Origin of the sequence: Novosphingobium malaysiense, assembly GCF_000802225.1 — a bacterium.
Taxonomy (GTDB): domain Bacteria; phylum Pseudomonadota; class Alphaproteobacteria; order Sphingomonadales; family Sphingomonadaceae; genus Novosphingobium; species Novosphingobium malaysiense.
Genome location: NZ_JTDI01000003.1, coordinates 678,588 through 703,662 on the forward strand (window position 1 = coordinate 678,588; position 25,075 = coordinate 703,662).

The 25,075-nt window shown below is 63.0% G+C and carries 19 protein-coding genes; 4 read left to right on the top strand and 15 right to left on the bottom strand.

The genetic code is table 11. From position 1 onward, the window contains the following. Window positions 1-40 precede the first annotated feature (40 nt). The gene (locus tag LK12_RS11120; protein ID WP_231568322.1) at window positions 41-907 is read left to right on the top strand and encodes a tetratricopeptide repeat protein; all 867 of its coding nucleotides are present in this window, start codon (window positions 41-43) and stop codon (window positions 905-907) included. A 7-nt stretch (window positions 908-914) separates the two neighbouring features. Here the strand turns inward: LK12_RS11120 and LK12_RS11125 are convergent, their stop codons facing one another. The 7 genes from LK12_RS11125 to LK12_RS11155 all read right to left on the bottom strand — a co-directional run bounded on the left by LK12_RS11125 (window position 915) and on the right by LK12_RS11155 (window position 10,365). Further along, window positions 915-1,463, bottom strand: a complete 549-nt coding sequence (locus LK12_RS11125) for a Pycsar system effector family protein (protein ID WP_052223331.1) — start codon at window positions 1,461-1,463, stop codon at window positions 915-917. A gap of 6 nt (window positions 1,464-1,469) precedes the next feature. Beyond that, on the bottom strand, window positions 1,470-2,825 hold the full coding sequence (gene gdhA / locus LK12_RS11130) for an NADP-specific glutamate dehydrogenase (protein ID WP_039283483.1): 1,356 nt from the start codon (window positions 2,823-2,825) through the stop codon (window positions 1,470-1,472). Between the two features lie 195 nt (window positions 2,826-3,020). Further along, window positions 3,021-4,007 carry a FecR family protein gene (locus LK12_RS11135; protein ID WP_039283486.1) on the bottom strand — a complete coding sequence of 329 codons (987 nt, stop codon included), beginning with the start codon at window positions 4,005-4,007 and terminating at the stop codon, window positions 3,021-3,023. 2 nt (window positions 4,008-4,009) lie between these two features. Continuing rightward, window positions 4,010-4,429 carry a hypothetical protein gene (locus LK12_RS11140; RefSeq protein ID WP_156135459.1) on the bottom strand — a complete coding sequence of 140 codons (420 nt, stop codon included), beginning with the start codon at window positions 4,427-4,429 and terminating at the stop codon, window positions 4,010-4,012. Between the two features lie 85 nt (window positions 4,430-4,514). Further along, window positions 4,515-6,713, bottom strand: a complete 2,199-nt coding sequence (locus LK12_RS11145) for a CHASE2 domain-containing protein (RefSeq protein ID WP_052223332.1) — start codon at window positions 6,711-6,713, stop codon at window positions 4,515-4,517. Window positions 6,714-7,233: 520 nt separating this feature from the next. Beyond that, entirely contained in the window at window positions 7,234-9,972 is a 2,739-nt protein-coding gene (secA, locus tag LK12_RS11150; RefSeq protein ID WP_039283491.1) for a preprotein translocase subunit SecA, read from the bottom strand. Between the two features lie 114 nt (window positions 9,973-10,086). Further along, window positions 10,087-10,365 (bottom strand): hypothetical protein, encoded by a 279-nt coding sequence (locus LK12_RS11155; protein WP_039283494.1) that lies wholly within the window; start codon window positions 10,363-10,365, stop codon window positions 10,087-10,089. 137 nt (window positions 10,366-10,502) lie between these two features. Here LK12_RS11155 and argJ point away from each other — a divergent pair, with 137 nt between their 5' ends. The 3 genes from argJ to LK12_RS11170 are packed head-to-tail and all read left to right on the top strand — an operon-like array spanning window position 10,503 to window position 13,158. Next, window positions 10,503-11,729 carry a bifunctional glutamate N-acetyltransferase/amino-acid acetyltransferase ArgJ gene (gene argJ, locus LK12_RS11160; protein ID WP_039283497.1) on the top strand — a complete coding sequence of 409 codons (1,227 nt, stop codon included), beginning with the start codon at window positions 10,503-10,505 and terminating at the stop codon, window positions 11,727-11,729. Then, window positions 11,729-12,352 carry a glutathione S-transferase family protein gene (locus LK12_RS11165; RefSeq protein WP_039283500.1) on the top strand — a complete coding sequence of 208 codons (624 nt, stop codon included), beginning with the start codon at window positions 11,729-11,731 and terminating at the stop codon, window positions 12,350-12,352. The genes argJ and LK12_RS11165 overlap by 1 nt, the downstream gene beginning before the upstream one ends. Further along, window positions 12,349-13,158: an inositol monophosphatase family protein gene (locus LK12_RS11170; protein ID WP_039283504.1), complete on the top strand. Its 810-nt coding sequence runs from the start codon at window positions 12,349-12,351 to the stop codon at window positions 13,156-13,158. Before LK12_RS11165 ends, LK12_RS11170 begins: the two co-directional genes overlap by 4 nt. Before the next feature lie 23 nt (window positions 13,159-13,181). Here LK12_RS11170 and LK12_RS24930 read toward each other — a convergent pair whose 3' ends face one another. The 8 genes from LK12_RS24930 to LK12_RS11210 all read right to left on the bottom strand — a co-directional run bounded on the left by LK12_RS24930 (window position 13,182) and on the right by LK12_RS11210 (window position 25,046). Continuing rightward, on the bottom strand, window positions 13,182-13,535 hold the full coding sequence (locus tag LK12_RS24930; RefSeq protein WP_052223333.1) for a PRC-barrel domain-containing protein: 354 nt from the start codon (window positions 13,533-13,535) through the stop codon (window positions 13,182-13,184). 133 nt (window positions 13,536-13,668) lie between these two features. After that, window positions 13,669-13,989 carry a thioredoxin gene (gene trxA / locus LK12_RS11180; RefSeq protein WP_039283508.1) on the bottom strand — a complete coding sequence of 107 codons (321 nt, stop codon included), beginning with the start codon at window positions 13,987-13,989 and terminating at the stop codon, window positions 13,669-13,671. Between the two features lie 77 nt (window positions 13,990-14,066). Next, a complete protein-coding gene (addA, locus tag LK12_RS11185; protein ID WP_039283511.1) occupies window positions 14,067-17,555 on the bottom strand; it encodes a double-strand break repair helicase AddA in 3,489 nt (1,162 codons plus the stop codon). Further along, window positions 17,552-20,539 carry a PD-(D/E)XK nuclease family protein gene (locus LK12_RS11190; RefSeq protein ID WP_039283514.1) on the bottom strand — a complete coding sequence of 996 codons (2,988 nt, stop codon included), beginning with the start codon at window positions 20,537-20,539 and terminating at the stop codon, window positions 17,552-17,554. Before LK12_RS11190 ends, addA begins: the two co-directional genes overlap by 4 nt. Next, the gene (locus LK12_RS11195) at window positions 20,532-21,257 is read right to left on the bottom strand and encodes a nucleotidyltransferase family protein (protein WP_039283517.1); all 726 of its coding nucleotides are present in this window, start codon (window positions 21,255-21,257) and stop codon (window positions 20,532-20,534) included. Before LK12_RS11195 ends, LK12_RS11190 begins: the two co-directional genes overlap by 8 nt. Continuing rightward, window positions 21,254-22,252 (bottom strand): aminoglycoside phosphotransferase family protein, encoded by a 999-nt coding sequence (locus LK12_RS11200; RefSeq protein ID WP_039283520.1) that lies wholly within the window; start codon window positions 22,250-22,252, stop codon window positions 21,254-21,256. The genes LK12_RS11195 and LK12_RS11200 overlap by 4 nt, the downstream gene beginning before the upstream one ends. Next, window positions 22,249-22,695: a tRNA (adenosine(37)-N6)-threonylcarbamoyltransferase complex ATPase subunit type 1 TsaE gene (tsaE, locus tag LK12_RS11205; RefSeq protein WP_039283523.1), complete on the bottom strand. Its 447-nt coding sequence runs from the start codon at window positions 22,693-22,695 to the stop codon at window positions 22,249-22,251. Before tsaE ends, LK12_RS11200 begins: the two co-directional genes overlap by 4 nt. Continuing rightward, window positions 22,692-25,046, bottom strand: coding sequence for a PAS domain-containing sensor histidine kinase (locus LK12_RS11210; protein WP_039283526.1), 2,355 nt, complete (start codon window positions 25,044-25,046; stop codon window positions 22,692-22,694). The genes tsaE and LK12_RS11210 overlap by 4 nt, the downstream gene beginning before the upstream one ends. Between the last annotated feature and the right edge of the window lie 29 nt (window positions 25,047-25,075).

Sequence of the window (25,075 nt, forward strand, 5' to 3'; positions counted from 1 at the left end):
CCGGCTCGGCCGCATCATGTTGATTTCGGCTGCATTGCTTGTGATCGGCATTCTGATTTACCGATCGACAAGTGACGGAGGGGGAGCCGAGACTGCCGAACTGGCTTCGGCGACAGGCGGACAGAAATCCGTTTCCGAACTCGAAGCGCTCACTTCCGAGAATCCGGATGATGCCAACGCCTGGCAACAACTGGGCGCGGCCTATTTCGATGAAGGCCATTTCGCCAAGGCAGCCGACGCCTATGACCGGGCAACCTCGCTTACGCCGGGCTCCGCCGCCTTGTGGTCAGCTCTGGGCGAGGCACGGGTCATGGCCAGCGATCGCGACCCGATGCCCAGCGAAGCGGCCTTCGCGTTCGAGAAAGCTCTTACGATCGATCCCAAGGATCCCCGCGCCCGCTACTTCCGCGCCGTAAAGCGAGACCTGACCGGCGACCACGAAGCGGCGATATCGCAGTGGCTGTCTCTGCTCTCTGACACCCCGGCCGACGCCCCCTGGCATGACGATCTCGTTCGCACGATCGAACAGGTCGGGAAGATCAACAAGATCGACGTGGCCTCACGGATAGACGCCGCGCAAAAGCAGGCTCCTCCTGCCGCAGCGCCATCGGCATCGCTACCCCGGGCGGCGCAGGCCATTCCGGGGCCTTCGCAGCAGGACCTGGCACGCGCTTCCGCCATGCGCCCCGACGATCAGCGCACGATGGCAGAAGGCATGGTCGAACGGCTTGAAAACAGGCTGGCGGGAGACACCTCAAATCTCGATGGCTGGATAATGCTCATGCGCAGCCGCATGGCACTGGAACAACCGGATCGGGCTGCCAAGGCGCTCAAGGATGCCGTTGCCGCCAATCCTTCCAAGGCGAGCTATCTGCGGCAACAGGCGGCGCTGCTGGGAATCCGTTGACGTTTGGTCAGAGCAGCGACGCGATGTCGCGTCCGCCGAAAAGCAGATAGGTGATCAGCGTCAGGGTCAGGCCGGCCAGGAACAGGCGATAGGCAAAGCCGAGGTAACGGTACTTCTTGTTCCGCAGGACTTGCCCGTTCTGGTAGACATCCCGCAACATCGTGCGGAACATGCCCTCCTCGGTAGCGAGCCGCTCGACAACGATGTCCGTAAATTCGTCTTCGGGCATCTGCGTGAATACACCGAAAAAAAGAATGTTCGACTTCGCAAGGTCCAGAGGCGGCGAACGCGTAGCCGGCATCACCACCATCACAGCGCAAACCGCCGACAGAAATGCGAAACAGGCAAGCACGAGCAGTGGCAGTGGCAGACTGCCATTGCTCACCTGCCCGACCGTGATGGAAATAACAATGAAAGTCGCACCCATAAGGATGCTGGCCTTCTGGTCGGCCATCTGGCTGAGGACCAGATGCGTCTGGATGGCCGTGCGGACAAGCTGCACGGCCTGAGCAGGATAGGCATTCTGCACCTTGGGTGCGTTATCACCCTTGTCCATGCCGCCTCATACCACCCCGAAGGCCAACATGGCATCGGCGACCTTCTTGAAGCCGGCGATATTGGCCCCTTTCACGTAGTCGACGTAGCCGCCGCCCTTGTCGCCATAGGTTAGGCACCGCTCGTGAATGCCCTGCATGATGTCCTTGAGCATCTGCTGCAGTTCGGCCTCGCTCCACGCACGGCGAGCGGAGTTCTGGCTCATTTCCAGGCCCGACACCGCGACACCGCCGGCGTTGGCGGCCTTGCCGGGCGCGAACATGGTCCTGGCCGCCTTGAACACGTGCACGGCCTCCAGATTGCAGGGCATGTTGGCCCCTTCCGACACGGCAATGCACCCGTTCGCGACAAGAGCCTTGGCATCGTCGCCAAGCAATTCGTTCTGGGTCGCGCAAGGGACGGCAACGTCACACGGGACGTGCCAAGGTGTCTTTCCTTCATGGAACGTGGAGCCCTTGAATTCGTCCACGTAGTCCTTGATCCGGCCTCGGCGGTGGGTCTTGTGCGCTTTTACCCAGTCGATCTTTTCCAGGGTCAATCCCTCGGGATCGTGGATGAATCCGCCGGAATCCGACAGCGTAACCGGCTTCCCGCCAAGGTGGACGATCTTCTCCGCAGCGTGCGTGGCGACATTGCCCGAACCCGAAATTACGGCGATCTTCCCATCGAGATCCATGCCCTTGGCTTCCAGCATGTTCGCAAGGAAATAGACGGCGCCATAGCCGGTTGCTTCCGGCCGGATCAGCGACCCGCCGTATTCCAGGCCCTTGCCCGTGAGAACACCGGTGAAATGTCCGGTGATCCTTTTGTACTGGCCAAACATGAAGCCGATCTCCCGCCCCCCCACGCCGATATCGCCTGCGGGGACGTCCACGTCGGCACCGATGTGGCGATAGAGCTCTGTCATGAAAGACTGGCAAAAACGCATGATTTCGCGCACGCTCTTGCCCTTGGGATTGAAGTTCGATCCCCCCTTCCCGCCTCCCATAGGCAGCCCGGTCAGCGCGTTCTTGAACGTCTGTTCGAATGCCAGGAACTTGAGAACCGATTCCGTTACCGAAGGATGAAAGCGAATACCGCCTTTATAGGGGCCGATGGCATTATTGTTCTGAACGCGCCATCCTCGCTGTACCCGGATATTGCCGTTGTCATCCTCCCAGCACACCCTGAAGCTGACGACACGGTCGGGCTCGGCGATCCGGCGCAGGATTTGCTGCTCGTGATATTCCTCCTTGTCGGCGATGAAGTCGAAGATGTCTTCAGCGACTTCCTGCACGGCCTGCACAAATTCGGTCTGGTGCGGATTGCGCCGCTTCACGCCATCCATAAACCCGCCGAAATCGACGTGATCGGAAATCGCCATTGCCCTTCTCCCGTTTGCCCCCGCCAGCCGTTTTTGATGCAAATGTCAGGCTGTATTTTCGATCATGTCATGGGGAATCGTTCATCCTTCGATCGGGTTTGCCACAAACGGGGCTGGTAAATGTCCCTGCCGGGCAACCCTGGTGTCTTGGAGCTTCGCGCCAGTCGAACCGGACACGAAGCTCGATCCATGGGATCAGACGCCGCCGCTGCCGGCGTTTTGGTTGCTCGACGAGGTGGCGGCGATGATCCCCGCCGTCCCCAAGGCGGTCCCCAACCCCACGAGGGCCGTGGTGCTGAAGCCAGACGAAACCGAAGAAGATGCGATCGTCCCTCCCCTGCTGGAGCCTTGAGCACTTCCAACTCGGCTGCTTCCCGATTGCCCCGCGCCTTCACCCGAAGCCACGCCGCCAGTGGCCCCGGCCTGCAATGCCGCCATCGTGCCGGCAAATGATCCGGGCGCCGTACGCAACACCACATCGAAAGAGGAATAGGTCGGAACATTCAGCTGGAAGGGACCGATCGGCTGCGCCCCCGGATAGGGAATAAAGAGAGCTTGGCCTGGCGAGTTCAGCGTGACCGTCTTGCCACCGGCATTGACGTCGATCATTCCAGGATGCTCGCCCATCTGCGCATTCGGCCCTGGTCCGCGCAGCACAACCATGGTTGCGGTGCTGGGATCGGTATTGCCCGGCAAGGAAAGCCGTTGCTGCTGGGCCATGATCATGGCGTCTTCGCCGACTGCACCTTCCAGCATGGTTCCCCGGATACCGATCGTCGCAGCGGGCGTCTTGACCGAGTGCGATCCTACCTTCTGGGCTTTGCCGGACATGAAGCGGAAAGTCCCCTTGACGACGGACGCGCCTACCGAGGAGGCGTTCTTGGCGGGATCGTAGACGAACCGGTCGACCGTGAAATTGGCGTTGGGCCCGACTGTCAGGTTGGAACGGTCCAACAAGGTCACCTGCAGAGCGCTGGACTTGCCGGTGCGCACCCGATTGCCCAAGGCAACCTTCTCCTTGACCACCGCCGGCCGATAGTCCGACTGCGCATCCCGTTTCACTTTCACGTCGTTGCGCACGGCCGTATTTATGCCGACCACCTCCTGGCCGTCGACCGGGACGGTCGCGAGAATGCATGCCGCCGTGACCACCGCGGCCGCGGCCTTCGCCTTGTTGGGCATCTTCACTGCTCCATCCCCCCACCAGTGTACTCGGACAAGTCTGTCACCCCGCCGCACATAGCCTTTACGCGATCCAGTGCTTCGCTACCGGGTGCCTCGCTCGCCACTTTTGCGCCTTCGAACTTACCGCTTTGCAAGTCATCGAGCCGGCACAGCAGAACGGCGTATTGCGACCGGGGTTCAATGGCATTCTTGTCGATGAGCAGATAGCGTTCCAGCACGGCGGCGGCACCAGTAAGATCGCCCTTCTCGGACTTGCTTTGCGAGAGCGCAAGCGCCCCTGCTTCGCTCGACGACTGGTCCGCTTCCGCCTCCAATTCGGCGACCACTTGCGCGTCCACCCGCTGATCCATGCTTGTCGCGTCGGCAGCCTCTTGCGCACGGGCGGTGCCGGCACTGCCCAGAGCAACAAGGGTTGCCATGGCCAAGGCCCCGCCTTGCTGGCGGAACCTGACGGAAACCTTCCCCCTCATCGTCTTTCTCCTCACCTTCTCCACGACCGGTATTTCACTTGCTCTCCGCCGTGTAAACACCGTCCCAGTTCTTATCGGGGTTTTTAAGCATATAGGCCGCGATACGTTCACCATAGATGTCGTAGAGTCGTGTGAGGCCGTATTCGGCCGCTCGATCCAGTAAAGCCTTCCGGATTCTTTCCGCCTCATCCCAATCCTGGCTGCGATATGCAGCAAACATTTCCGCGTGCTCGGCAGCGAATTTGCGGAAGGCCTCGTTTTCGGCCAACGTCTCGTCCCCCAGCAATGCGTAAACCGCTTCGGCCGTATCGCGACCTACGACGCGGACGAGATCGAGCTGAATTGTAGCGAACGATGCCAGGGACGCCGCCAGCGAGCTTCCGATAGCGATCTGCACGCCATAATACTTGGTCAGCCCCTCGATGCGTGATGCCAGGTTCACCGTGTCACCGATCAGCGAGTAGGACAGGCGCTGCTCGGAGCCCATGTTGCCGACGCAACACCGTCCGGCGTTCAGACCGATACCTATCCTGACCTCGCCCGGCCACACCACGTCCTCCCGCATGGGCATTTCGGCATTGAGCTGCTCGAGCTTTGCCACCATTGCCAAGGCACTGCGTGCGGCGTTGGTGTCCTGGTCGGGATCATCCAGCGGGGCGTTCCAGAATGCCAGAATGGCGTCGCCGATATACTTGTCGATGGTCGCCTTGCGAGCGATCAGCAAGTCGGTCATCGGCGTCAGAAACGCAATCAGGAAGCGAATGATTTCATCGGGGGAGAGCCCTTCGGAAATACTCGAGAAGCTTCGCACATCGCAGAACAGGACTGTCATGTCCCGTTCCTCGCCCCCGAGGTTGAGCCGGCTGGGATCATCGGCGATGCGCTTGACCAGTTCAGGTGCCAGATAGCGATCGAAAGCACGGTGAATGTACGCGCGTTTACGTTCTTCCAGGTAGAAGGTGAGAACGGTCACGATCAGATAACCGAACACAAGCCCGATGATCGGCCAGGTCGGGTTCAGCAGATATCCCCATTCGGTGAAGGCGTACCAGCTTGCCCCGGCCATGAGAGTAATGGCGAAAAGGCCCAATATCGCGCCCCACACTGCACCGAGACGGGGCAAGAGAAGAACCAGTCCCAGACCGGTGACCAGCAGCAGCGTCCGTTCCAGCCCTACGGCCCAGTCCGGACGATAGAGGAACTTGCGAAGGATCATTTGTTCTGCCGCCTCGGCATGGACGATCACGCCCATTTCGCCCTCGTTGAGTGGCGTGGATCGCAGGTCCCGCAAACCGATAGCGCTGGTGCCGACAAAAACTATGCGGCCAGCAAACAGTTGGGACATGGCTTCGGCGTCGAGCTTTCCGGACATGATCTTCCATGCCGGCACCACCCGCTCGGGAACATCTCGGGTATAGTGCATCCACAATTCACCTTCGGCGTTCGTCGGAATCTCTATGTCGCCGACCTTCACCGAAACGACGTCTCCCGGAGCGCTGCCTTCCGCGCTGCCGTCCGTAGTCTTGATCATCACCGAGTCGGTCTGGAAGGCTAGCCGGATCGCTTCGAGCGACAGCCCTGGAAGCATCGTCTTGCCCTGCCGCTGGATCAGCGGCGCGCGGCGGATGATCGAATCCTCGTCTGGCACAATACTGAGCGAGGCCGCGCCTTGCGCCGCGTTCAGCAACACAGGGACGGGCGCAATCGCCGTTCGAAAGTTCCGAACCGACCGCGGAGGCGTCCCCAGGACGACCATGCCTGCCTTGGGTTCCACTTTGGCGCCGGCCCCGCCTTGCGCAAGAAAGAAGCCGAGGACTGTAGGATAGTATTCCACTACCCGTGCGAACTGCTCGTCATTGTCGGGCAATTCGGCAAGGACCTGCGCCGCCTTCGGATCCGTAGCCTCGAACCGTCGCGCCAGTTCGTGCGGTGAGGTGCGATCCTTTTCCGAAAACACGATGTCGTAAGCAATCGCCGCTGCCCCAGCTTCGCCCAGCGCCATGGTCAGCCGGGCAAGGTCGGTACGGGGCCAGGGCCATTGACCAAACCTGCGGATCGTCTCCTCGTCGATGTCCACGACCCGTACCGGCGCGTCTTCGTAGGGCCTTGGCGAAATTCGCTGATAGGCATCGAAAACGGTGTGTCCCACACGCTGGAGAACCGGCGTGACTACCGGCACGTCGACCGTCTGAAAGAAAGCAATCAAGAGGATCACGACCACGCCGGGGATCACGGCCAGACGCCTGTGGCGCGCCCACAGCCTTATTGAGTGCCACGTACGTATGGCCCACTTCTGCCCCAAACTGAGAATGTGACAACCCCTCCCCGTGTCATGTGCCATTCTACTGATCAGCGCTCAAAGCGCGATCACTCGCCCGGTCAGCACCCGCCCTGCATTTCCGGCAAGGTATTCGGCAGGTGTCGGATTGCCAATAGCCATGCTGGCCTCTGCGAGCCTTGCCTGTTCAGGATATCCAGAGATCTATCACCGATACACGAACTCAAGACGTCCAGCCGCGCGTTCCTTCCGTTATCGGAAGAGCGGCTTTCCGCAATCGCTCGTAACGCGGCACAGTTGACCGATGCCGACGGGCTGGTGGGCACGGGATTACGCGGCAAGGCGCCTCGGCCATGGTTCACGTAAGCGACCAGGAGCGCGAGCTGCCAACGTACCGCAACCCTACCAATGTTTGCTAGCGACGAGGCGCGTCAGCACCTCGTCGATTTCATTGGCATTTCACCGCGGCTTACGCTCAGACCAATGCGCCGTGGCAGTGCTTGTACTTGTTCCCGGACCCGCAGGGGCATGGGGCGTTGCGGCTGATGGGCAGGTCGGCATAGGGATTCTCGCCGCTGCCGCCCGGGCTCGCCCCGGCCTCGGGGCTTGCCGCCAGCGAACCGAACAGGGCAGCCTGTGTCGCGGAACCATCGCCGTCACCTGAATCTTCCATGCCGGTGAGTGGATCGATGTGGCCCGTCAGGAAGTCCGGGAGGTCGGGCAATTGCGCCGGTTCCGGGATGCGCAGTTCGCTGACCGACAGGATACGCGTCACGTCTTCACGGATGCCATCAAGCATGCGTTCGAACAGGCTGAAGGCCTCCTGCTTGTACTCGTTGATCGGCGTACGCTGGGCATAAGCGCGCAGGAAAACCACCTGGCGCAGCGCATCGAGCGTGGCGAGGTGCTCTTTCCAGTAATGGTCGAGTCGGTCGAGGAGAATGGACTTTTCGACCTGACGCCAGATCGACGGATCGTCCTTGCCCATCTTTTCGTTCATGTGCGCATCGGCGAGTTCGGTGATGCGCTCCTCGATGATCTCCGGCTCGATGCCGTCCTCGTCGATCCAGGCCTCGATCGGCGGGTCGATGGCGAGAACGTCTTTCACCTTCTCCTTCAGTCCATCGATGTCCCAATGCTCGGGATAGGAACCCTGCGGGCAGGCGTCCGCGACGATGGCGTTGATCGTGTCGTGCCGCATGTCGATGACGACGTCGTCCACCGCCTCGGCATCCATGATATCCGCGCGCTGTTCGTAGATGACCTTGCGCTGGTCGTTCATCACGTCGTCGTATTCGACGACCTGCTTGCGCACTTCGTAGTTTCGCGCCTCGACCTTCTTCTGCGCCGTCTCGATCGCCTTGGACAGCCACTTGGATCCGATCGCCTCGCCGTCCTGCAGATTAGAGTTCATCATCTTGGCGAACAGCGTGTCCGGCCCGAAGATGCGCAAGAGATCGTCCTCGAGGCAAAGGTAGAACTTGGACAGGCCCGGGTCGCCCTGACGCCCTGAACGGCCGCGAAGCTGGTTGTCGATGCGGCGGCTTTCGTGCCGCTCGGTACCGATCACGCAAAGGCCGCCGGCGTCGAGAACCTTCTGCTTCTCTTCGGCGACTTCCATCTTGATACGGGCGATGGCTTCTTCGCGTTCAGGACCTTCGGACATGTCCCTGAGTTCATCGTCGATACGAAACTCGACGTTGCCACCGAGTTGGATGTCCGTACCGCGGCCAGCCATGTTGGTGGCCACGGTGACGGCCCCGAGACGGCCGGCCTGGGCAACGATATGGGCTTCGCTCTCGTGGAAGCGGGCATTGAGCACCGAGTGCTTGACGCCTTCCTTGTTGAGGAAGTCCGACAGCAACTCCGACTTCTCGATCGAGACGGTGCCGACAAGGACGGGCTGGCCCTTCTCGTTCTTCTCGCGGATGAGCTTGGCGATAGCTCCGAACTTGTCCATCGTGTTCTTGTAGAATTCGTCTTCCTCGTCGACGCGCTGGATCGGCAGGTTCGTCGGAATGGTGACGACGTTCATCTTGTAGATGTCGTAGAACTCGGCCGCCTCGGTCGCCGCCGTACCGGTCATTCCGGAGAGCTTCGGATACATCCGGAAATAGTTCTGGAACGTGATCGATGCGAGTGTCTGGTTCTCGGGTTCGATCTTGACGCCTTCCTTGGCCTCGACCGCCTGGTGCAACCCGTTCGACCAGCGCCGCCCATCCATCATGCGGCCGGTGAACTCGTCGATGATCACGACCTTGCCGTCCTTCACGACGTAGTCGGTATCCCGCTTGAACATCACCACGGCCTTGAGCGCTTGGTCGAGGTGATGCACTACCTGCGTGTTTTCCACGTCGTAGAGGTTCGAGCCTACCAGAAGCCCTTCGTTTTCTAGGATGCGCTCCACCTTCTCCACCCCGTCTTCGGTCAGGGTGACATTCTTGGTCTTCTCGTCGGTCTCGTAATCGTCCGCATCGAGCCTCTTCACGATGGCATCGACCGAGATGTACAATTCCGACTTGTCGTCGGTCGGCCCCGAGATGATGAGCGGCGTGCGCGCTTCGTCGATCAGGATCGAGTCGACCTCGTCGACGATGGCGAAGTTGAAGGGGCGCTGTACCATCTGGCTGCGCTCGTGCTTCATGTTGTCGCGCAGGTAGTCGAAGCCGAACTCGTTGTTGGTGCCGTAGGTGATATCGGCGGCGTAGGCCTCGCGGCGTTCGAACTCGTTGAGGTTGGGCACGATCACACCGACCGTCAGGCCGAGGAAACGGTGCACCTGCCCCATCCACTCGGCGTCGCGGCGGGCGAGGTAATCGTTCACCGTAACGATGTGCACGCCCTTGCCTTCGAGCGCATTGAGATAAGTCGCGGTAGTGGCCACGAGGGTCTTGCCTTCACCGGTGCGCATCTCTGCGATTTCGCCGCGATGGAGCACGATGCCGCCGATCATCTGCACATCGAAATGGCGCATGCCGAAGACTCGCTTGGAGGCTTCGCGCACGGTAGCGAATGCTTCGGGGAGGATATCGTCGAGACTGGAGCCGCTGGCCAGTTGCTCGCGAAACTTGGCGGTCTGCCCTGCAAGATCCTCGTCGCTGTAGGCTTCAAGGGTCGGTTCGAAGGCGTTGATCTGCTGAACGATCTTGTCGAGCGACTTGACATAGCGGTCGTTGGACGAGCCGAAAATGGATTTGACGATAGCGCCGAGCATGGCGGGAATCCCTGTTTTCTGAGATTTGTATAGAAATTCGATAACGCGTCACCGGCGCTTGCCGGATGCGTCGAAAACACTCGCGAAGAAGCGAAAAGCCTGCAGGATCCGCCGCTATTCGCGGGCGCGGTCTATCCCTGTCAACACCGACGCAAAGGCAAGCGCGACCGGCTCGGCAATGCGCGCAGGCGCATGGCGGCGAGTGTTGAGACGCCCCGGTTCGGGCAAGCGCGCCAGCGCCGCTGGTGCACGCGGCGCGTTTGCCGCAGTCACTTCGGCCAGGATCGCAACCTGCATGCTGGCGACCTGCGACGCACGTGCCTCGGCCGGGCCGATTTGCGCGGAAAGGCCCGTTAGGAGGGCAAGCAGGGTCAGGAGCAGGCGGTGGGCCATGGCGGTCAGATAAGGACGCTCGGGCCATTAGTCTACTGTCCAACGCATATTGGCCAAATTTACGGATGGGATGACAACGACGCCTCCGGTCTCTGTACCGCTTGACCTGCAAAACCCATGCGCTAGGCGCCTATGGCATGACACATCCCATATCCCCTCTTGCCACGCCTTTCCCTGATGTGCCGCAGATCGCCGGCGTCATCCCGCATGTGGTTCGAGCCGGATACAAGGACTGGGGCCGCTGCGACCTCACCTATGTCACTTTGGACCAAGGCACGGCAGTGGCAGGGGTGTTCACGAAAAACCTGTGCTGCTCCAATGAAGTCGAACTGGGACGGGAAAACGTGAAGCGCGGCAGCGCGCGCGCCCTTGTGGTCAACGCGGGCAACTCCAACGCGTTCACAGGTTATCGCGGCCGCGAGGCCGTTGAGCAGATCATGGAACAGGTAGCGAGCCATCTCGGCTGTGCGAAGCAGGATGTCTTCGTTTCCTCGACCGGCGTAATCGGGGTGCCGCTTCCCAAGGAGAAGGCGCGCGAAGGCGTGGAGAAGGCGCTCACTGCCGCGCCCTGCTCCTGGGAGGAGGCCGCCAACACCATTGCAACCACCGATACGTTCCCCAAGGGCGCGACGGCCACGGCCATGGTCGGCGACACCAAGGTCACGATCAGCGCGATCATCAAGGGCTCGGGCATGATCGCGCCGGACATGGCGACGATGCTCGGATACCTGTTCACCGATGCCGCAGTCGAACCGGGATTCCTCCAGGAATGCCTCTCGGCCGCGAACGAACGCACGTTCTCGTGCATCACTGTCGATTCCGATACATCGACCAGCGACACCGTGCTCGCTTTTGCAACGGGCAAGGCAGGCAACACCCTGCTCTCCTCATTCGACAGTCCGGGCGCCGACGCCTTTGCTGCCGCGATCCACGACGTCTGCCGCCAGCTGGCCCATCTCGTCGTGCGCGACGGCGAAGGCGCGCAAAAGTTCATTGCCGTTACCGTGACCGGAGCAGTCTCCGACGAAAGTGCTCGCAAGGTGGGCTTGGCAATCGCCAATTCGCCGCTGGTGAAGACCGCCATCGCCGGCGAGGACGCGAACTGGGGCCGCGTTGTCATGGCTGTGGGCAAGGCTGGCGAACCGGCGGACCGCGACAAGCTGTCCATCGGGTTCGGCGGGACATGGGCCGCGCGCGAAGGTCTGCCGCTCGCCGACTACGATGAAGCGCCCGTGACGGAACATCTCAAGGGACAGGATGTTACCATCGACGTCGACCTCGGATTGGGAGAGGGCCGCGCCACGGTGTGGACCTGCGACCTCACCCATGGCTACATTTCGATCAACGCGGATTACCGGAGCTGATGACCAAACCGTTCTTCACCGTCTGGGGACGTACGAACTCCCACAACGTCAAGAAGGTGGTCTGGTTCGCGGAGGAATTGGGTCTGGCCTACGAGCGGCGCGATATCGGCGGCCAGTTCGGCTACACCGACGATTATCTCGCCAAGAATCCCAATCGGCTGATCCCGACGATCGAGGACGGCAAGATCGTGCTGTGGGAATCGAATGCGATCCTGCGCTACATGGCGGCCGAATACGGTGGTGAGCGCTGGTTTCCCACCGATCCCATCGACCGCGCCCGCGCCGACCGCTGGATGGACTGGCAAATGACCTATGCAGAGGCCCAGCGTACACCCTTTCTCAGCTTTGCCCGCACTCCGCAGGAGGAATGGGACACCTCCGCCATCGAACAGGCGATTGCCGTTTGCGCCCGGCACTTGTCGGTCATGGAGCATTATCTGAAGGACCGGTTCTGGCTTTCAGGCGGCCGAATCGGCATCGGCGATATCCCCATGGGCGTCTACGCCTACACGTGGTTCAGCCTGCCGTTCGAAAAACCGGAGTTTCCCGCCGTGGCTGACTGGTATGAACGCCTCTGCGAGCGCCCGGGCTACGCCGCGCAAGTCATGATTCCGCTGACATGATTATGCCGATTCTCACCAAGGCCGTCGAAGCCATCATGCGCGAAGCGAGCGAGCAGGCCATCCTGCCGCACTATCAGTCGCTGTCGAACGCCCAGATCGACGCCAAGGCACCCGACGACGTCGTCACCGTGGCCGACAAGAATAGCGAAGCGCTGCTGACCGAGCGATTGTCCGCGCTCCTTCCCGAGGCCGCAGTCGTCGGCGAGGAAGCGACGTTCGATGATGCCAGCGTTCTCGATCAGCTCAAGGACCGCCTGTGCTGGATCGTCGACCCGCTCGACGGGACCAACAACTTTGCTGCCGGTAAACCTCCTTTCGGCGTCCTGGTCGCGTTGGCGGACAAGGGCGAAACGCTGGGAGGCTGGATTCTCGATTGTCTGACCGGCCGGTTCTGCCATGCAAGCCAAGGGGGCGGCGCCTGGATCGACGGCGAGCGCGCTACAGCCACACCGAGCGGCGAACCGCAGCCTGTCGCGGCGATATCGTTGGTCTTTCTGGACGATGCACAGCGTCAGCAAGTGATGACGACCATGGCGCCCTACTATCGGCTCGTCGACATCCCGCGATGCGCGGCGGAACAATACCCCCGGCTCGTGTTGGGCGAGAACGACCTTTCCGTCTTCAAGCGAACGCTGCCGTGGGACCACGCGGCCGGCGCGTTGTTTCTGAATGAAGCAGGCGGCCGGTGTGCACGGCCCGACGGATCCGAATACCGCGTCGACGAGTTCGAGCGCACCGGCATGATCGGCGCATCTTCGCCGGCCCTGTTCGAAGACCTCGCCCGACGGATCGCGGATCTGGGCTGACGCAAACCCCGGCCATTAGGCGATTACCAGATCTGCATTTCCGCTTCGTCCGCCGAAATGCGCCCTCGTTCCTCCATCATGTCCTTCGTGAGGTGGGTCACATAACCGCCGAGCTCGGCTTCATAGGTAAGATCGTTCCAGGGTAGCGGAAGGTAACGCGAAGCCCCGAGGCCGAAAAATCCGCCATCGGAAACGATCACGTGAGCGACCCTCCCGGTCCTCTTGTTGACCATGAAGTTGTGGACGTGACCGATCTTGTCGTGATCGAGACTGTAAACCGCGGTGCCCTCGACGCGGTCGGAAGCGATCAGCTCGTGGTTGCCGACAGTTTCGATCGGGGCACCCTCGCCGGTGGTGGGGACTTCACGTTCAGGCATAGTGGCTCCTCCAGTTCCGCTCGTCTTGAAATGATAACTCGCCCATTCTCCGATATATTGCCGGAAAGACAAAGCCCCTCCCGCCAGTGGCGAAAGGGGCTCTGCCGATCCAAATGCAGTGACGTTCAGGCCTTCACAGCTCGCCTTCGAGCCATCCCTTGAGCGCACTCTTGGGGGCGGCACCCAGCTTCTGGGCCACTGGCTTGCCATCCTTGAACAGTACCATGAGCGGGATCGACTTCACGCCGATCTGGCCGGGGATGTCGGTATTGGCCATGATGTCCATCTTCGCGATAGTCACCTTTTCGGCCAGTTCCTCGCTGATTTCCTCGAGTGCCGGGCCGATCATCTTGCACGGGCCGCACCAGTCCGCCCAGAAATCGACGAGAACGGGCTTGTCGGCATTCAGGACGTCGGTCTCGAAGCTGGCATCGGTGACGGCAATGGTGGACATGAAATAACTCCTCGGGATCTGATGAAGTAGCAATCTAGAGACGAAAGCCTCAGGCGCAACGCCTGCGGTGAAAAGCATTACTCATTGCCCGCCAAGTCCGGCTTGTGAGCGGCCAGCACATCGGCGGGAACGGGAATGAGCCGGGGCGCCGTCGTGTAGAGCAAGGCCACCTCGATTGTGCGTCCGGGAAACGTCGTCTCAAGAGCGGCGGAATAGGCGGCCATCTGACGCAGGACACCCCGGGGCACCTGATCCAGCGACACGGGAGGACGACGCGACGTCTTGTAGTCGACGAGACGGACTCGCTCGGGACTGACCACGAGACGATCAATCGTGCCCGCGACGACCTGCCCACCGACCACCGCCGCGACAGGAACTTCAGCCAGACTGCCCGGCGCAAACAGATCTGCCCAGTCGGAATTCGCAAGCACGGCCAGCGCTGTTTCCAGCAAGAGATCGCGGTCAGCGGTAGAGATATCCTGTGCGTTGCGAGCCAGCCAGGCCCTCCCCGCTGCCTCGCGTCCATCGGGCCCAAGCTCCGGAAGCCGTTCAAGCAGCTTGTGAACCAACGTACCCCTACGCGCGGCGTCGCGGCCTGCCCCGGGCGGAAACGGCGGATCGGGCGCATCGTCCTCGCCGAGGGCGGACGGCGCGAGCGGACGCGGGGGCCGCGGTTCGGCCGGAGGACTTCGCTCCAACCAAGTCGGCAAAGGTTCTTGCAGCGGCAGTTCGGGCGCCGCCGCCGCCGCGGGCAGCGATGCCGGCATCGTCCCATGATCGCACCGGGCACCCCAGATCGGATCGGCCACTTCGGCTTCGGGCGGGAACAGTTCCCGCAGCCGCGCGTACCAACTCTTGGGCGGCGGACCATCCTTGTCGCGCCGCCCTAGTGCGCCGCCCACGAAAAGCGCTTCCTCGGCGCGTGTCATCGCGACGTAGAGGAGGCGCCAGTGCTCTTCCTCATCGGCCTGCTTGTTGGCCTCGATCCGCTCGGCAATGCGGCCCTGCTTTTCTTCCCTGGAAAGCGGCGGCAGCGGGATGGCTCGTTTCTCATTGGCCGGATCGGGCAGGTCCAGCCCGCGTTCGCGCGCGCTTTCGGGATTGCCCGTGGCATCTGCAAGAATGACGATGGGTGCCTGCAGGCCCTTGGAGCCATGCACGGTCATCACCCGCACGAGGCCGGCGGCATTGTCGGCTTCGCGCTTCAGCTCGCCGTCGCCTGCATCGAACCAGGCGAGGAACCCGGCAAGGCTTGGTGTATCGGTGGCAACGTAGGCCTTGGCCGCATTGATCAGTTCGTCGATCGGATCGTTGGCCTCGGTGCCGAGCCGCGCGACAAGCCGCCGCCGTCCCTGCCACGGCCCAACCAGCAGCCAGTGCAGCAAGTCCTGCGGCGGTTCATAGTCGGCAAGTGCGAGCAGTTCGCCGAGTTGCTGCAGCACGGCCACCACTTCCGGCTCGCGCGAGCGGCGCAAGTGGTCCCACAGCCGCGTATGCTTGTCGCGATAGCCGTGCTGCAGCAGTTGCTCCTGGCTCCAGCCCACCAGCGGAGAGACCAGCAGCCCGGCAAGATTAAGATCGTCGAGCGGTTGCACGGCAAAACGCAGCGCGGCGACCAGGTCCTTCACCGCCAGCGGCGCTCCAAGGCGCAGGCGGTCGACACCGGCCACTTTCACGCCGGCCGCATGCAATCGCGCCACGATCAGGCCGGCGAGTTCCTTGCGCTGACGGACCAGCACCATGATGTCGCCTTCCGTAGCCCGGCGCGGTTTACCCTTCACCAGCGTGAAGCCTTCGCCCAGCGGATCGAGCCACGCCTTGACCTGCCGCGCAATATTGTCGGCCATGCGGCGGTCCGGACGCGAGAGCCAGGTCTGGGCGGTGCCCTCTTCCTGTTCCTCCTCGGCTTCGTCGTCGCTCGCTTCTCGGATGGGTTGCCACAGGGCGACATAGCCGGGACGGTCCTGCCCCTCGTGCCGGTCCGGCTTGTGGTCGAGGCCGAAGTTCTCCGGGCCGATACCGGCAATCGCCTGATCGACGAAGTCGAGCACTTGCTGCGCCGTACGGAAGCTGCGGTCGAGCCCCAGCTCGATCAGCTTGCGCGCACGCTGATTGCTGCGCAGCATTTCGGCGTTCTCGGCAGCGAGCAACATCTCGCGGCGCACGCGGTCGGCGGCGCGGCGGAAGTTTTCGGGGCTCGTGCCCTGAAACCGGAAGATCGCCTGCTTGTAGTCGCCCACCACGAAGAGCGTGCGCATGATGTCGCCGCGCTGGCCGAGGCCGGCCCAGAACTCCTCGGCCATGGCGAAGATGATGTCCCACTGCGCAGCATTTGTGTCCTGCGCTTCGTCGACGAGGATATGATCGAAGCGGCGATCCAGCTTGTAGCGGATCCAGTCGGCCTGCGCCTTGTTGCCCAGCAGATCGGCAGCCCGGCGGATCTGGTCGTCGAAGTCGATCAGCCCTTCACGCTGCTTCGCCTCGTCCCAAGCCAGCGCAAAGGCACGACCGAGCCGCAGGGCAGGGACAAGCCTTTCAGCCAGCGCCAACAGTGCCGCAGCCGCACGCACCTTGGCAATGCATTCGATCACGCGCGCAACGTAGTCGGCATAGGCAGGATCGAGTTTCTCCTGCGATGTGCTCGACTTGGGCAGGCCCTTCTGCGTAACGAAGACACTGGCCAGCGCATCTATGCCGTCCATGCGCTGCGCCGCATCGCCGAGCAGCCATTCGCTGATCGCATCGACCGCGCCGAGACCGGTCTTGGTACCCCACTCGTGGTTCACTTCCATGCAGCGGCGCAGCGACTGCACGTCGAACTGTGCATCCTCGCACATGGCCGCCACCCAATCCGCATCGGCGTTGCTTGGCAGGCCGAGCAGACGCAGGACATTGGCGCGCATGTCGCTCGCCTGCCAGCTGCCGGGTCCGATCCACGCTTCGCGCGCTGAAGCACAGCGCAGCAGAAAGCCGACGACCGCGTCGGGCCCATGCCGCACCGACAGTTCCTCCACCGCACGCAGCAATTGCGGATCGCCCAGCGGGTCGCTTTCGGCATGGAGCAGGAGATCGGCGAGCACCTGCCGAGCGAGCAGCACCCGCTCGCGGTCCTCCATCGGACGGCTGCCGGGGATGAGATCGGCCTCAAGCGGGAATGTCGCGAGCAACCACTGCGAAAAGGCGTGGATCGTATCGATCCTGAGCCCTCCGCCCGGGCAGTCGAGCACGGCGGCGAACAGGGTGCGCGCATGGGCCAGCGTATCCGGATCGCTCGGCGCGCCGATAGCGTTCAGGCGTGCGAACAGATCCGTCTCGCTCAGCCGCACCCATTCGGCCAACGTGCCGTTGATGCGCGCCGCCATTTCCGTGGCACCGGCCTTAGTGAAGGTGAGGCACAGGATCTGTGACGGCTCCACGCCCGGCTGCAGCAGAAGTCGCAGCACGCGGGAAGACAGTACCTGCGTCTTACCGGTGCCCGCCGATGCGGAGAGCCACACCGTCTCCTGCGGGTCGACCGCGCGCATCTGGTTGCCATGGAGGGGATGGACCGTGGCCGCGCCGCTCATGCCGCGTCCTCGCCGCCAGTGTCGCCGAGCGACGTCAGCCATTCGTCGAGACGCATCACCTGATCGTAATCGGCATAGCTGCCGAGTTCCGGATTGAGCCGTGCGGTGAAGGGCTCGGTGCCGAGGATCCAGCGGTCGAGCGCGTCGTTCAGGAAAAACTCGGTCTTGGGCAGGAATTCCTCCGGATCGATGCCGCTGCGCTTGTTGCCGATCTTGAGCGGAGTCGCGGCATAGCCGATCTGGTCCTTGTTCTTCGCCAAAGACCAGTATTCGAAGTCGGTTGCCTCGCCATCGATACCGTCAAACCCGCCCCTCTCGGCAATCATGCCGATCAGGCCGAGTTGGAGTGCGAAGCCTTCCTCCACCCGCCGCGAAGACGGCGGCGTCCCGGTCTTGTAGTCGACCACTGCCAGGCTTCCGTCGGGCAAGCGGTCGATGCGGTCGGCGCGCCCGTGGATGCGCACGTCGCGATAGTGCATGCCGCCCCACTGCTCGACCGCGATGACCTTGCGGCCCGCTTCCTTTTGCGCAGCAATGGCCTCGTCGATCCAGTCGAGCCCCTTGAGCAGACGCGGACGCCACAAGGCGCGCATCAGCGGGTGCGCGCTCATCTCGTCGAGCACCTGTTCGGCAATCGCGTGAAGGCCGCCGACAGGCTCGCCGGCCTTGTGCCAGCGCTCGAGAATGGCGTGGACGGCAATGCCCTGCCAGGCCGGGGTCGGTTCGGCATCGAGGCTGTCGAGCGCGCGCAGATGCAGGATCGCATTGGCATAGAACTGGTACGGATCGCCCCGCAGCCTATCGAGCCCGGTGACGGAGACCTCCACCTTGCGCTGCTCGGCCGACGGCATCGGCTGCGGGCGCGGATGCGCCGGCACCGCAGGCGCATCGTCGAGCTTGTGGGCCAAATCCAGCGCGCGCTTTTCCTCATGGCGAGCTACCTGATCGCCGAGCATGGCCTTCAGCCGCAGCACGAAACGCGACGGAATGACGGGGCCACCCTCGTCCCGTTGCGCCCAGCTCAATACCACTTCGGGCGCGCCCAATGCTGCAGCGAGATCGTGCGCAGCAAGACCGATGCGGAAGTCCGCGCCCGGCACGCCCAGTGCGCGCAGTACCGCTGGGGGCAGCAGAGAATCCTGCGAAGGTGTGGCAGGCCAGACACCTTCCGCCAAATTGCCACAAATGACCATGTCGGCCCGACTCATCCGCGCTTCCAGCAGACCGTAGATCGCTACGCGGGGGTGCCCGCCCCAAGGAGGACGTACCGAGCTGCGATCCATGGCATCGCGCAGCACGGCATGCAGTTCGCGCGGATCGAGCACCGTCCCGGCAGCGGCGGCGGCCTCGCGCACCTCCTCGATAAAGGCGCCAAGCGCACGGCCGTCCGGCCCGGTCCAGATCGCCACGCCGCACAGCGCCTCGGCCGTCTCGGATAGCGCCCCCAGCATCGTCGCGAGCAGTTCAGCATCGTCCAGCGTGAAGAGCGGCGCCAGGATCGCTTCGACCTGGCCCCACCATTCGCCGAGCTTATGCTGCGCAGCAATGTCCTTGAGCGGTGCCAAGCCAGCGCCGGGCCTCGGGCCACGTAGCGCGAGATCGAGCTTGCGGGCATTCTCCAGCCAGCGTGCTCTGCCCTCGCCGCTTCCGGCCAGCGGATGCACCAGCAGCGCTATGAGCGGCACGGGCGCGGCTTTTTCGGCCATGACTTCCGCGAGCAACAGAAACAGGCGCCCGGCTGCGGTCTGCGGCAAGGGCTGCCCGGCAGTATCGTCTGCTTCGATCCCCCAGCGCTGCAGGTGCGCAACGACACGCGCGGCCAGACCGCGATCCGGCGTAACCAACGCTACGCGCCGTTCCGGCACTTCCAGCGCCTCGCGGATCATCACCGCGATGGCCTGTGCCTCCTCGCCCGGATGGGTCGCTTCCATCAGCCGCACACCGGACAAGCGGCGATGCTCGGGCTTGAGATCGGCCCATGCGGCAGAAGCCTTCGGCGGCAGGAACAGGTTCGAGATCGCCTTGCTGCGCAAAGGCGGTGCCGCGGACAGACCCGAGCGGTGCCAGGGCTGCACTTCGCCACGCGCAATGCCCATGCGGTTTAGCAGCAATTTGAGATGATACTGCGGATGCGTCACCGCATCCTGCCTGCCGAACGGCGGGTCGTCCTTTTCGGCAGGGGCACCGGCGGTGCCGAGCTCCTCCCAGACCTCCGAGGCAAGTGCCAGATCGAGATCTGGCAGGATCACGCTGCCACGCTCCAGCTCGCTCACCACCCGCAGCAGACGCGCGAGCGAGGGCGAAGCACTGGTGACGCCGGCGGCGACGATCGGATGGGCGGGCGGTGCATCCCGCCAGCGCCGGGCGGCATGCTCGAACAGCCGGTTGCGACGCTCGGGCGCGTCGATCTCGCCGCGTTCGGCCAGTTCGGCGATCCAGTATTGCTGCACCATCAGGAAGGTGCGGGTATTGTCGCTCCAATGGCCGGCCAGATCGCCGACGATACCGATCACCTCTTCGGACATCAGATCGATCGGCGCGATTCCCTCGACCAGCAGACGATCCATGGTGCGGCCGATTTCCCATGCGCGGCGCAGCAAAGCCGCCCCCTTGCCCGCCTTGTCCCCTTCGACCTCACGCAGATAGTGCGCCAGACGCAGCCATCGGCGCGTCGGGTCGGATGCAGACGGAATTTCCACAGCACCAAGCGGATCGAGCAGCGGCCCCAGCGTCTCGTCGAGATCGAGATCGCCGACCACCGCCATGCGCGGCAGCAGCATGCCCTGCGATGTTTCGCCGCCGGAATGTCGCACGAAAGCTTCGGTCACCGTGCGCACCGTGCGGCGGCTCGGCAGCAGCAAAGTCAGCCGGGCGAGACCGAGGTCCGGTTCCGCATATCGCGGGACGAGCCCCGCCACGAGAGCATCGGCAAAACCGCGATGTGCGGCAATCGAATAGAGCTTGGGCCCGGCCCTTTCAGGCACGGGTCAGCCACTCCTCCGTCGGCTTGATCGCCGCCGGTTCGCCGACCTCGAACCACAATCCCATATGCGAGATGCCGAAGAGGCGGTCTTCCTCGATCGCCCGGGTCCACAGCACGTTGGTCGAGAAAGGCCCTTCCGGAGCATCGCGCAGCAAACGGTGCGAAACGAGCTGAATGCCCGAATATATGAAGGGCGCAACATAGCCGCGCTTGCGGCGGGTGATGCGGCCTTCGGGATCGAGATGGAAATCGCCTTCGCCGCGATAGTTCATCGCGCGCGGATGCGGGACGAGCAGCAGCAGCGCATCCATCCGATCCGCGTCCCACGCCTGCGACAACTCGTGGAACACATCGATGGGCCCATCAACCCAGATATTGTCGCTATTGAGGCAGAAGAACGGATCGGGGAGCAGCGGCGCGGCTTTGACCATGCCACCGCCAGTCTCGAGAAGCTGCTCGCGCTCATCCGAAACTTTGATCTTTGGTGCTCGGCTGCGGACCTTGAAATGCCCTTCCAGTGCATCGGCCAGATAGTGGACGTTCACCACCGCATTCTCGATGCCCGCACTTTCGAGCTTGTCCAGCGCATGGTCGATAAGCGACCTGCCGGCCACGCGCACCAGCGGCTTGGGCTGGGTTGCAGTGAGCGGCCGCATGCGTTTGCCAAGCCCTGCCGCAAGGATCATCGCGGTGTCGCTGGCGAGAGGTTTTCCGGTCATACCTGGAATTGTCCTCCATGCGCCGAACGCAGCTCGTCCGGGATATTCGTATCGAACCACGCGGCAACGCGCCCGAGCGCCGGGTGCGCCAGATCGCGTTCGAGCAGCGCCCATACGCGCGGGATCAGATCAAGGTAGCGCGGCTTGTTGTCGCGCCGCCAGAGCCGCACAAAAATGCCGACGATCTTGGTGTTCCGCTGTGCTCCCAGACGCGCATAGTCGGCCAGGAATACCTCGCTTTCCACGCCTGTCGCCCGGACATAGCGATCGAACATTTGCGCTTCCACATCCGGAGACACGTCGCGCCGCGCGTCCTGCAGCAAGGAGACGAGGTCGTAGGCGGGATGGCCAACCAAGGCATCCTGGAAATCCAGCAACCCCTGCTTTTCGAGCGAGCCCAGCAACATGATGTTTTCAGCGTGATAGTCGCGCAATACGGTGACGCCCGGGCGCTGACGCGGCAGCAGGTCGCCGATGACCGATTCCCAGGCGGATACGAACCCGGCGGAGTCGACGTAGAGATTCTGCGCAGTGCAGTACCAGTCGACGAACAACCGGGCCTCGCGCAGGTACTCGCTCATCGAGTAATCGAGGAATGGCCCGGGAGGAAGGTCGTGCAGATTCACAAGCGCATCGACAGCCGCCTTGTAGATCGCGGTTTCGTCATCCGGCCACTGATCGAGGTAATCGCGCATCCGCGCGTCACCGAAGTCTTCCAGCAGCACCAGTCCACGCTCGGCATTCTCGGCAAGGATGCGAGGGGCACGCATGCCATTGCCATCAAGCCAGCGCGCGGCCCGCAGAAAAGGTTGCGGATCCTCGTTGGGTGGAGGGGCGTCCATCAACATTGCGGTCTTTCCGCCCGCCCTGCGAACACGGAAATAGCGGCGAAAAGAGGCATCGCCCGGCAAGGGCTCGACTTCTGCCCCTTCCCACCCGGCCGAGGCCAGAAAGGAATCGAGGTCGGGGGGAAGGTAAGATGGATTCGATGTCATTGCGGCATCCGCCCTAGCCAATCCGAGCCGCCCTCGACAATGGCGATCCTGCCCTCGCCAACAACATCCAGCGCAATCGACAGGCACCCCGGCTCATGCGCGAAACCGCCCGCGTGGTCCGGCCACTCGGCAATCATGGCCGCGTTAGCCCGGTAATCGTCCAGACCTATTTCCTCGGCCTCCAGAGGATGGGCCAAGCGATAGAAATCGGCATGGACCAACGGCAGCCGTACCGCCGGCGGATCGTACCGTTCGACAATGGAGAAGCTGGGCGATGGCACCTCGCCCTCGTGACCGAGTCCGGCAATGATGGCGCGGGCGAGCGTCGTCTTGCCGGCACCCAGGCCTCCGGAGAGAGCCACGACGTCCCCGGACTGCAAGGCTGCTGCGATCTTGCGCCCCAGACGATCCATCGCCGAAAGGTCGGGCAGAGCGATCTTCACGGCAGCTCGATGATTGCGCTGGTGCCCTTGCCCGGCTCGGATTCAAGCCGAAGCGTGCCACCGTGAGCCTCGATGAGCTGCCGAGCAAGCGGCAGCCCGAGTCCGCGGCGCCGCTCCATTGTCCTGCCGTCGGCACTGACCTTCATGCCTTCCATGGCGCGCGCAAGGCTGCGGCCGTCCATGCCCCTGCCCTGATCCTTGACCAGGATGCGGATGCGATCGGAATCGCCGATCTTGCGGCGCGAGACCTGCACGAGAATGCGCCCGCCGCTCTTGCTCGCGGCTATGGCGTTGTCGACGATATGGCCGATCGCCCTGGCCAGTCTGCGCCTGTCTGCCGAGACAACGCGCAGCAAGCCTTCTGCGCGCAGATCCATGCTCAGCCCGGCCTTCTCGAGCCGCGCTACCCTTTCTTCGGCTACCCCGCGCAGGAAAGGCATCACCTCGATGTCCTCCTTTTTGAGCGGAAGCATCCCGGCCTCGCTCTGCGACAAGTCGAGCAGGCTATCGATATGTTCTCCGAGTTGAGCGGACGCCTGCAGGATCGAGGCGACGTATTCCTTGCCGGATTCCGTCAGGTCTCCACCCAATCCGTGCTCGAGCATCTCGGCGTAGCCGCCGATCGAATTGAGCGGATTTCGCAACTCGTAGCTCATCGTCGCCAGGAAACGGGTCTTGATCGCGTCGGCCTCGATCAGCGCGGCATTGCTTTCGCGCAGCGCATCCTCGGCTTTCTGCGAGTCGGTGATGTCGAGCACGGCCAGCAACCCATTGCCGTCGGGCAACGGGACCCCGGCGAACTCTAGGATGCGGCCGTCGGCCAGAGCAATACGCCCACCCTTCTGGGCCCGATCGAGCGTTGCAGCGCGCACAACATTGCCCACGGTTTCGGCCTCGCCGGGACGCTTGAGGCGCGATGCGATTTTCTTGAGCAGCGTTTCGACATGTGGGTGGGTATCGAGGAATTCGCTATCAAGACCCCAGTCAGCGGCGAACCGGCGGTTCCAAAGCTGCATGCGCCCGTCCGGCGCAAAGACCGCGATCGACTCGAACAGGCTGTCGAAGGTCGCGGTCCGAGTGCGCAAAAGTGTGTCGCGTATGGCAGAGAGCCGCAATTGCTCGGTGCGGTCCTCTACGATCAGCAGCAGACCACCGTCGGGAACGGGCTGGGCAACAATGCGCAGGTGGGTCCCGTCCGCCAGCGACCAGGCTTCCTCGTGGGTGTCGCCCGATGCAAACCAGGCCGCCTTTTCGCGCCGCCATGCGGGGAAGTCCCGCACTTCGGGAACGCGGCCGGCATCGCGCGCTGCATCAAGCAGGCGCTCGAAGGCCGGCGGGTCCTTCATGTCGCGGGAAGAGAGGCGGAAGAGCCGCTGGAAAGGCTGATTGGCAAAGGACAGGCGTTTCTTCGCATCGAACTGGGCAACGCCCGCCGAAAGCTGGTCCAGCATGGCACGCTGTGCCTCGCGGAACGCGCGAAACGATCGGGACATTTCCTCCATGTCCTCGATGTCCACCGCATATCCGGCGATTCCGTCCTCTCCCAATGGCAGGTCGCTGACACGCAGGGCCCGGCGTTGTCCGCCGATCGTGGCGTGGACGATCCGTTCGACAGGTGCCCCTTGCGACAGCGCCTGTCGCGCGACCTGCGCCGGCGTCTTGCCATCGACAGTCTCGATAAGTTCGGTGCCGCTCGCGACCACCGCCTCGGCACTGCTCGAACCGACGGCGGTGACATAGGCGGAATTGACGAGCTGCAGTTCGCCGTCGCTGCGGCGAAACCACATCGGCATAGGTGCCGCTTCGATGAGAGAGACGAGCGCATGAAAATCGCCGCGGGCTCGAGCCGCCTCCTCGCGCAGGCGATTGAGTTCGCTTTCGCTGTCGCTGAAGTCGAATATCCACACCAGGGCGGCACCGCCCGGGGACACTTGCGGATCGGCCAGATGACCGCGCAGCGCGAGACTGCGGGTAGAACCTTCCGGAGTGGCCACCATGCGAAAAGGCGCTGCTGTCTTCTGGCAGCGGCGCACCGCTTCGGTCAGTTCGTCGAGTTTGTTCTTCGGCAGGCCGCGGCCGTTGCCATCCAGCTCCGAGAGATATTGCGGCACGGCATCGAGCCCCAGCCATTGCGCCAAGCGCGGGCTGGCTTCGATACGTCCGTCTGACCGCACAAGCAGCGGCAATGCTGGCGATTCTTCCACCATCCGGGCCAGTCGCCGTGCGGAACGGAGCTGGTTTTCGGTACGCTGATACCGTGCCCGCGCTGACAAGACGGCCCAGGCCGCGACCAGGGTCCAGGCCCCCAGCAGCAGGCCGATCAGCAACGGCAGGAAACGGTTCAGCTCCATCGCTTCCGGCTATGGTGCCGCAAACGCTT

Excerpts from the sequence above, each read along its gene's own strand:
- gdhA (WP_039283483.1), bottom strand. The coding sequence starts at position 2,825 with ATGGCGATTTCCGATCACGTCGATTTCGGCGGGTTTATGGATGGCGTG.
- LK12_RS11155 (WP_039283494.1), bottom strand. The coding sequence starts at position 10,365 with ATGGCCCACCGCCTGCTCCTGACCCTGCTTGCCCTCCTAACGGGCCTT.
- trxA (WP_039283508.1), bottom strand. The coding sequence starts at position 13,989 with ATGTCCACCATTGCCGTCACCGATGCCAGCTTCGAGACCGACGTCCTG.
- LK12_RS24930 (WP_052223333.1), bottom strand. The coding sequence starts at position 13,535 with ATGCCTGAACGTGAAGTCCCCACCACCGGCGAGGGTGCCCCGATCGAA.
- LK12_RS11140 (WP_156135459.1), bottom strand. The coding sequence starts at position 4,429 with ATGGCAACCCTTGTTGCTCTGGGCAGTGCCGGCACCGCCCGTGCGCAA.
- LK12_RS11125 (WP_052223331.1), bottom strand. The coding sequence starts at position 1,463 with ATGGACAAGGGTGATAACGCACCCAAGGTGCAGAATGCCTATCCTGCT.
- LK12_RS11200 (WP_039283520.1), bottom strand. The coding sequence starts at position 22,252 with ATGACATCGAATCCATCTTACCTTCCCCCCGACCTCGATTCCTTTCTG.
- argJ (WP_039283497.1), top strand. The coding sequence starts at position 10,503 with ATGACACATCCCATATCCCCTCTTGCCACGCCTTTCCCTGATGTGCCG.
- LK12_RS11210 (WP_039283526.1), bottom strand. The coding sequence starts at position 25,046 with ATGGAGCTGAACCGTTTCCTGCCGTTGCTGATCGGCCTGCTGCTGGGG.
- LK12_RS11165 (WP_039283500.1), top strand. The coding sequence starts at position 11,729 with ATGACCAAACCGTTCTTCACCGTCTGGGGACGTACGAACTCCCACAAC.
- LK12_RS11195 (WP_039283517.1), bottom strand. The coding sequence starts at position 21,257 with ATGACCGGAAAACCTCTCGCCAGCGACACCGCGATGATCCTTGCGGCA.
- LK12_RS11170 (WP_039283504.1), top strand. The coding sequence starts at position 12,349 with ATGATTATGCCGATTCTCACCAAGGCCGTCGAAGCCATCATGCGCGAA.
- addA (WP_039283511.1), bottom strand. The coding sequence starts at position 17,555 with ATGAGCGGCGCGGCCACGGTCCATCCCCTCCATGGCAACCAGATGCGC.
- secA (WP_039283491.1), bottom strand. The coding sequence starts at position 9,972 with ATGCTCGGCGCTATCGTCAAATCCATTTTCGGCTCGTCCAACGACCGC.
- LK12_RS11135 (WP_039283486.1), bottom strand. The coding sequence starts at position 4,007 with ATGCCCAACAAGGCGAAGGCCGCGGCCGCGGTGGTCACGGCGGCATGC.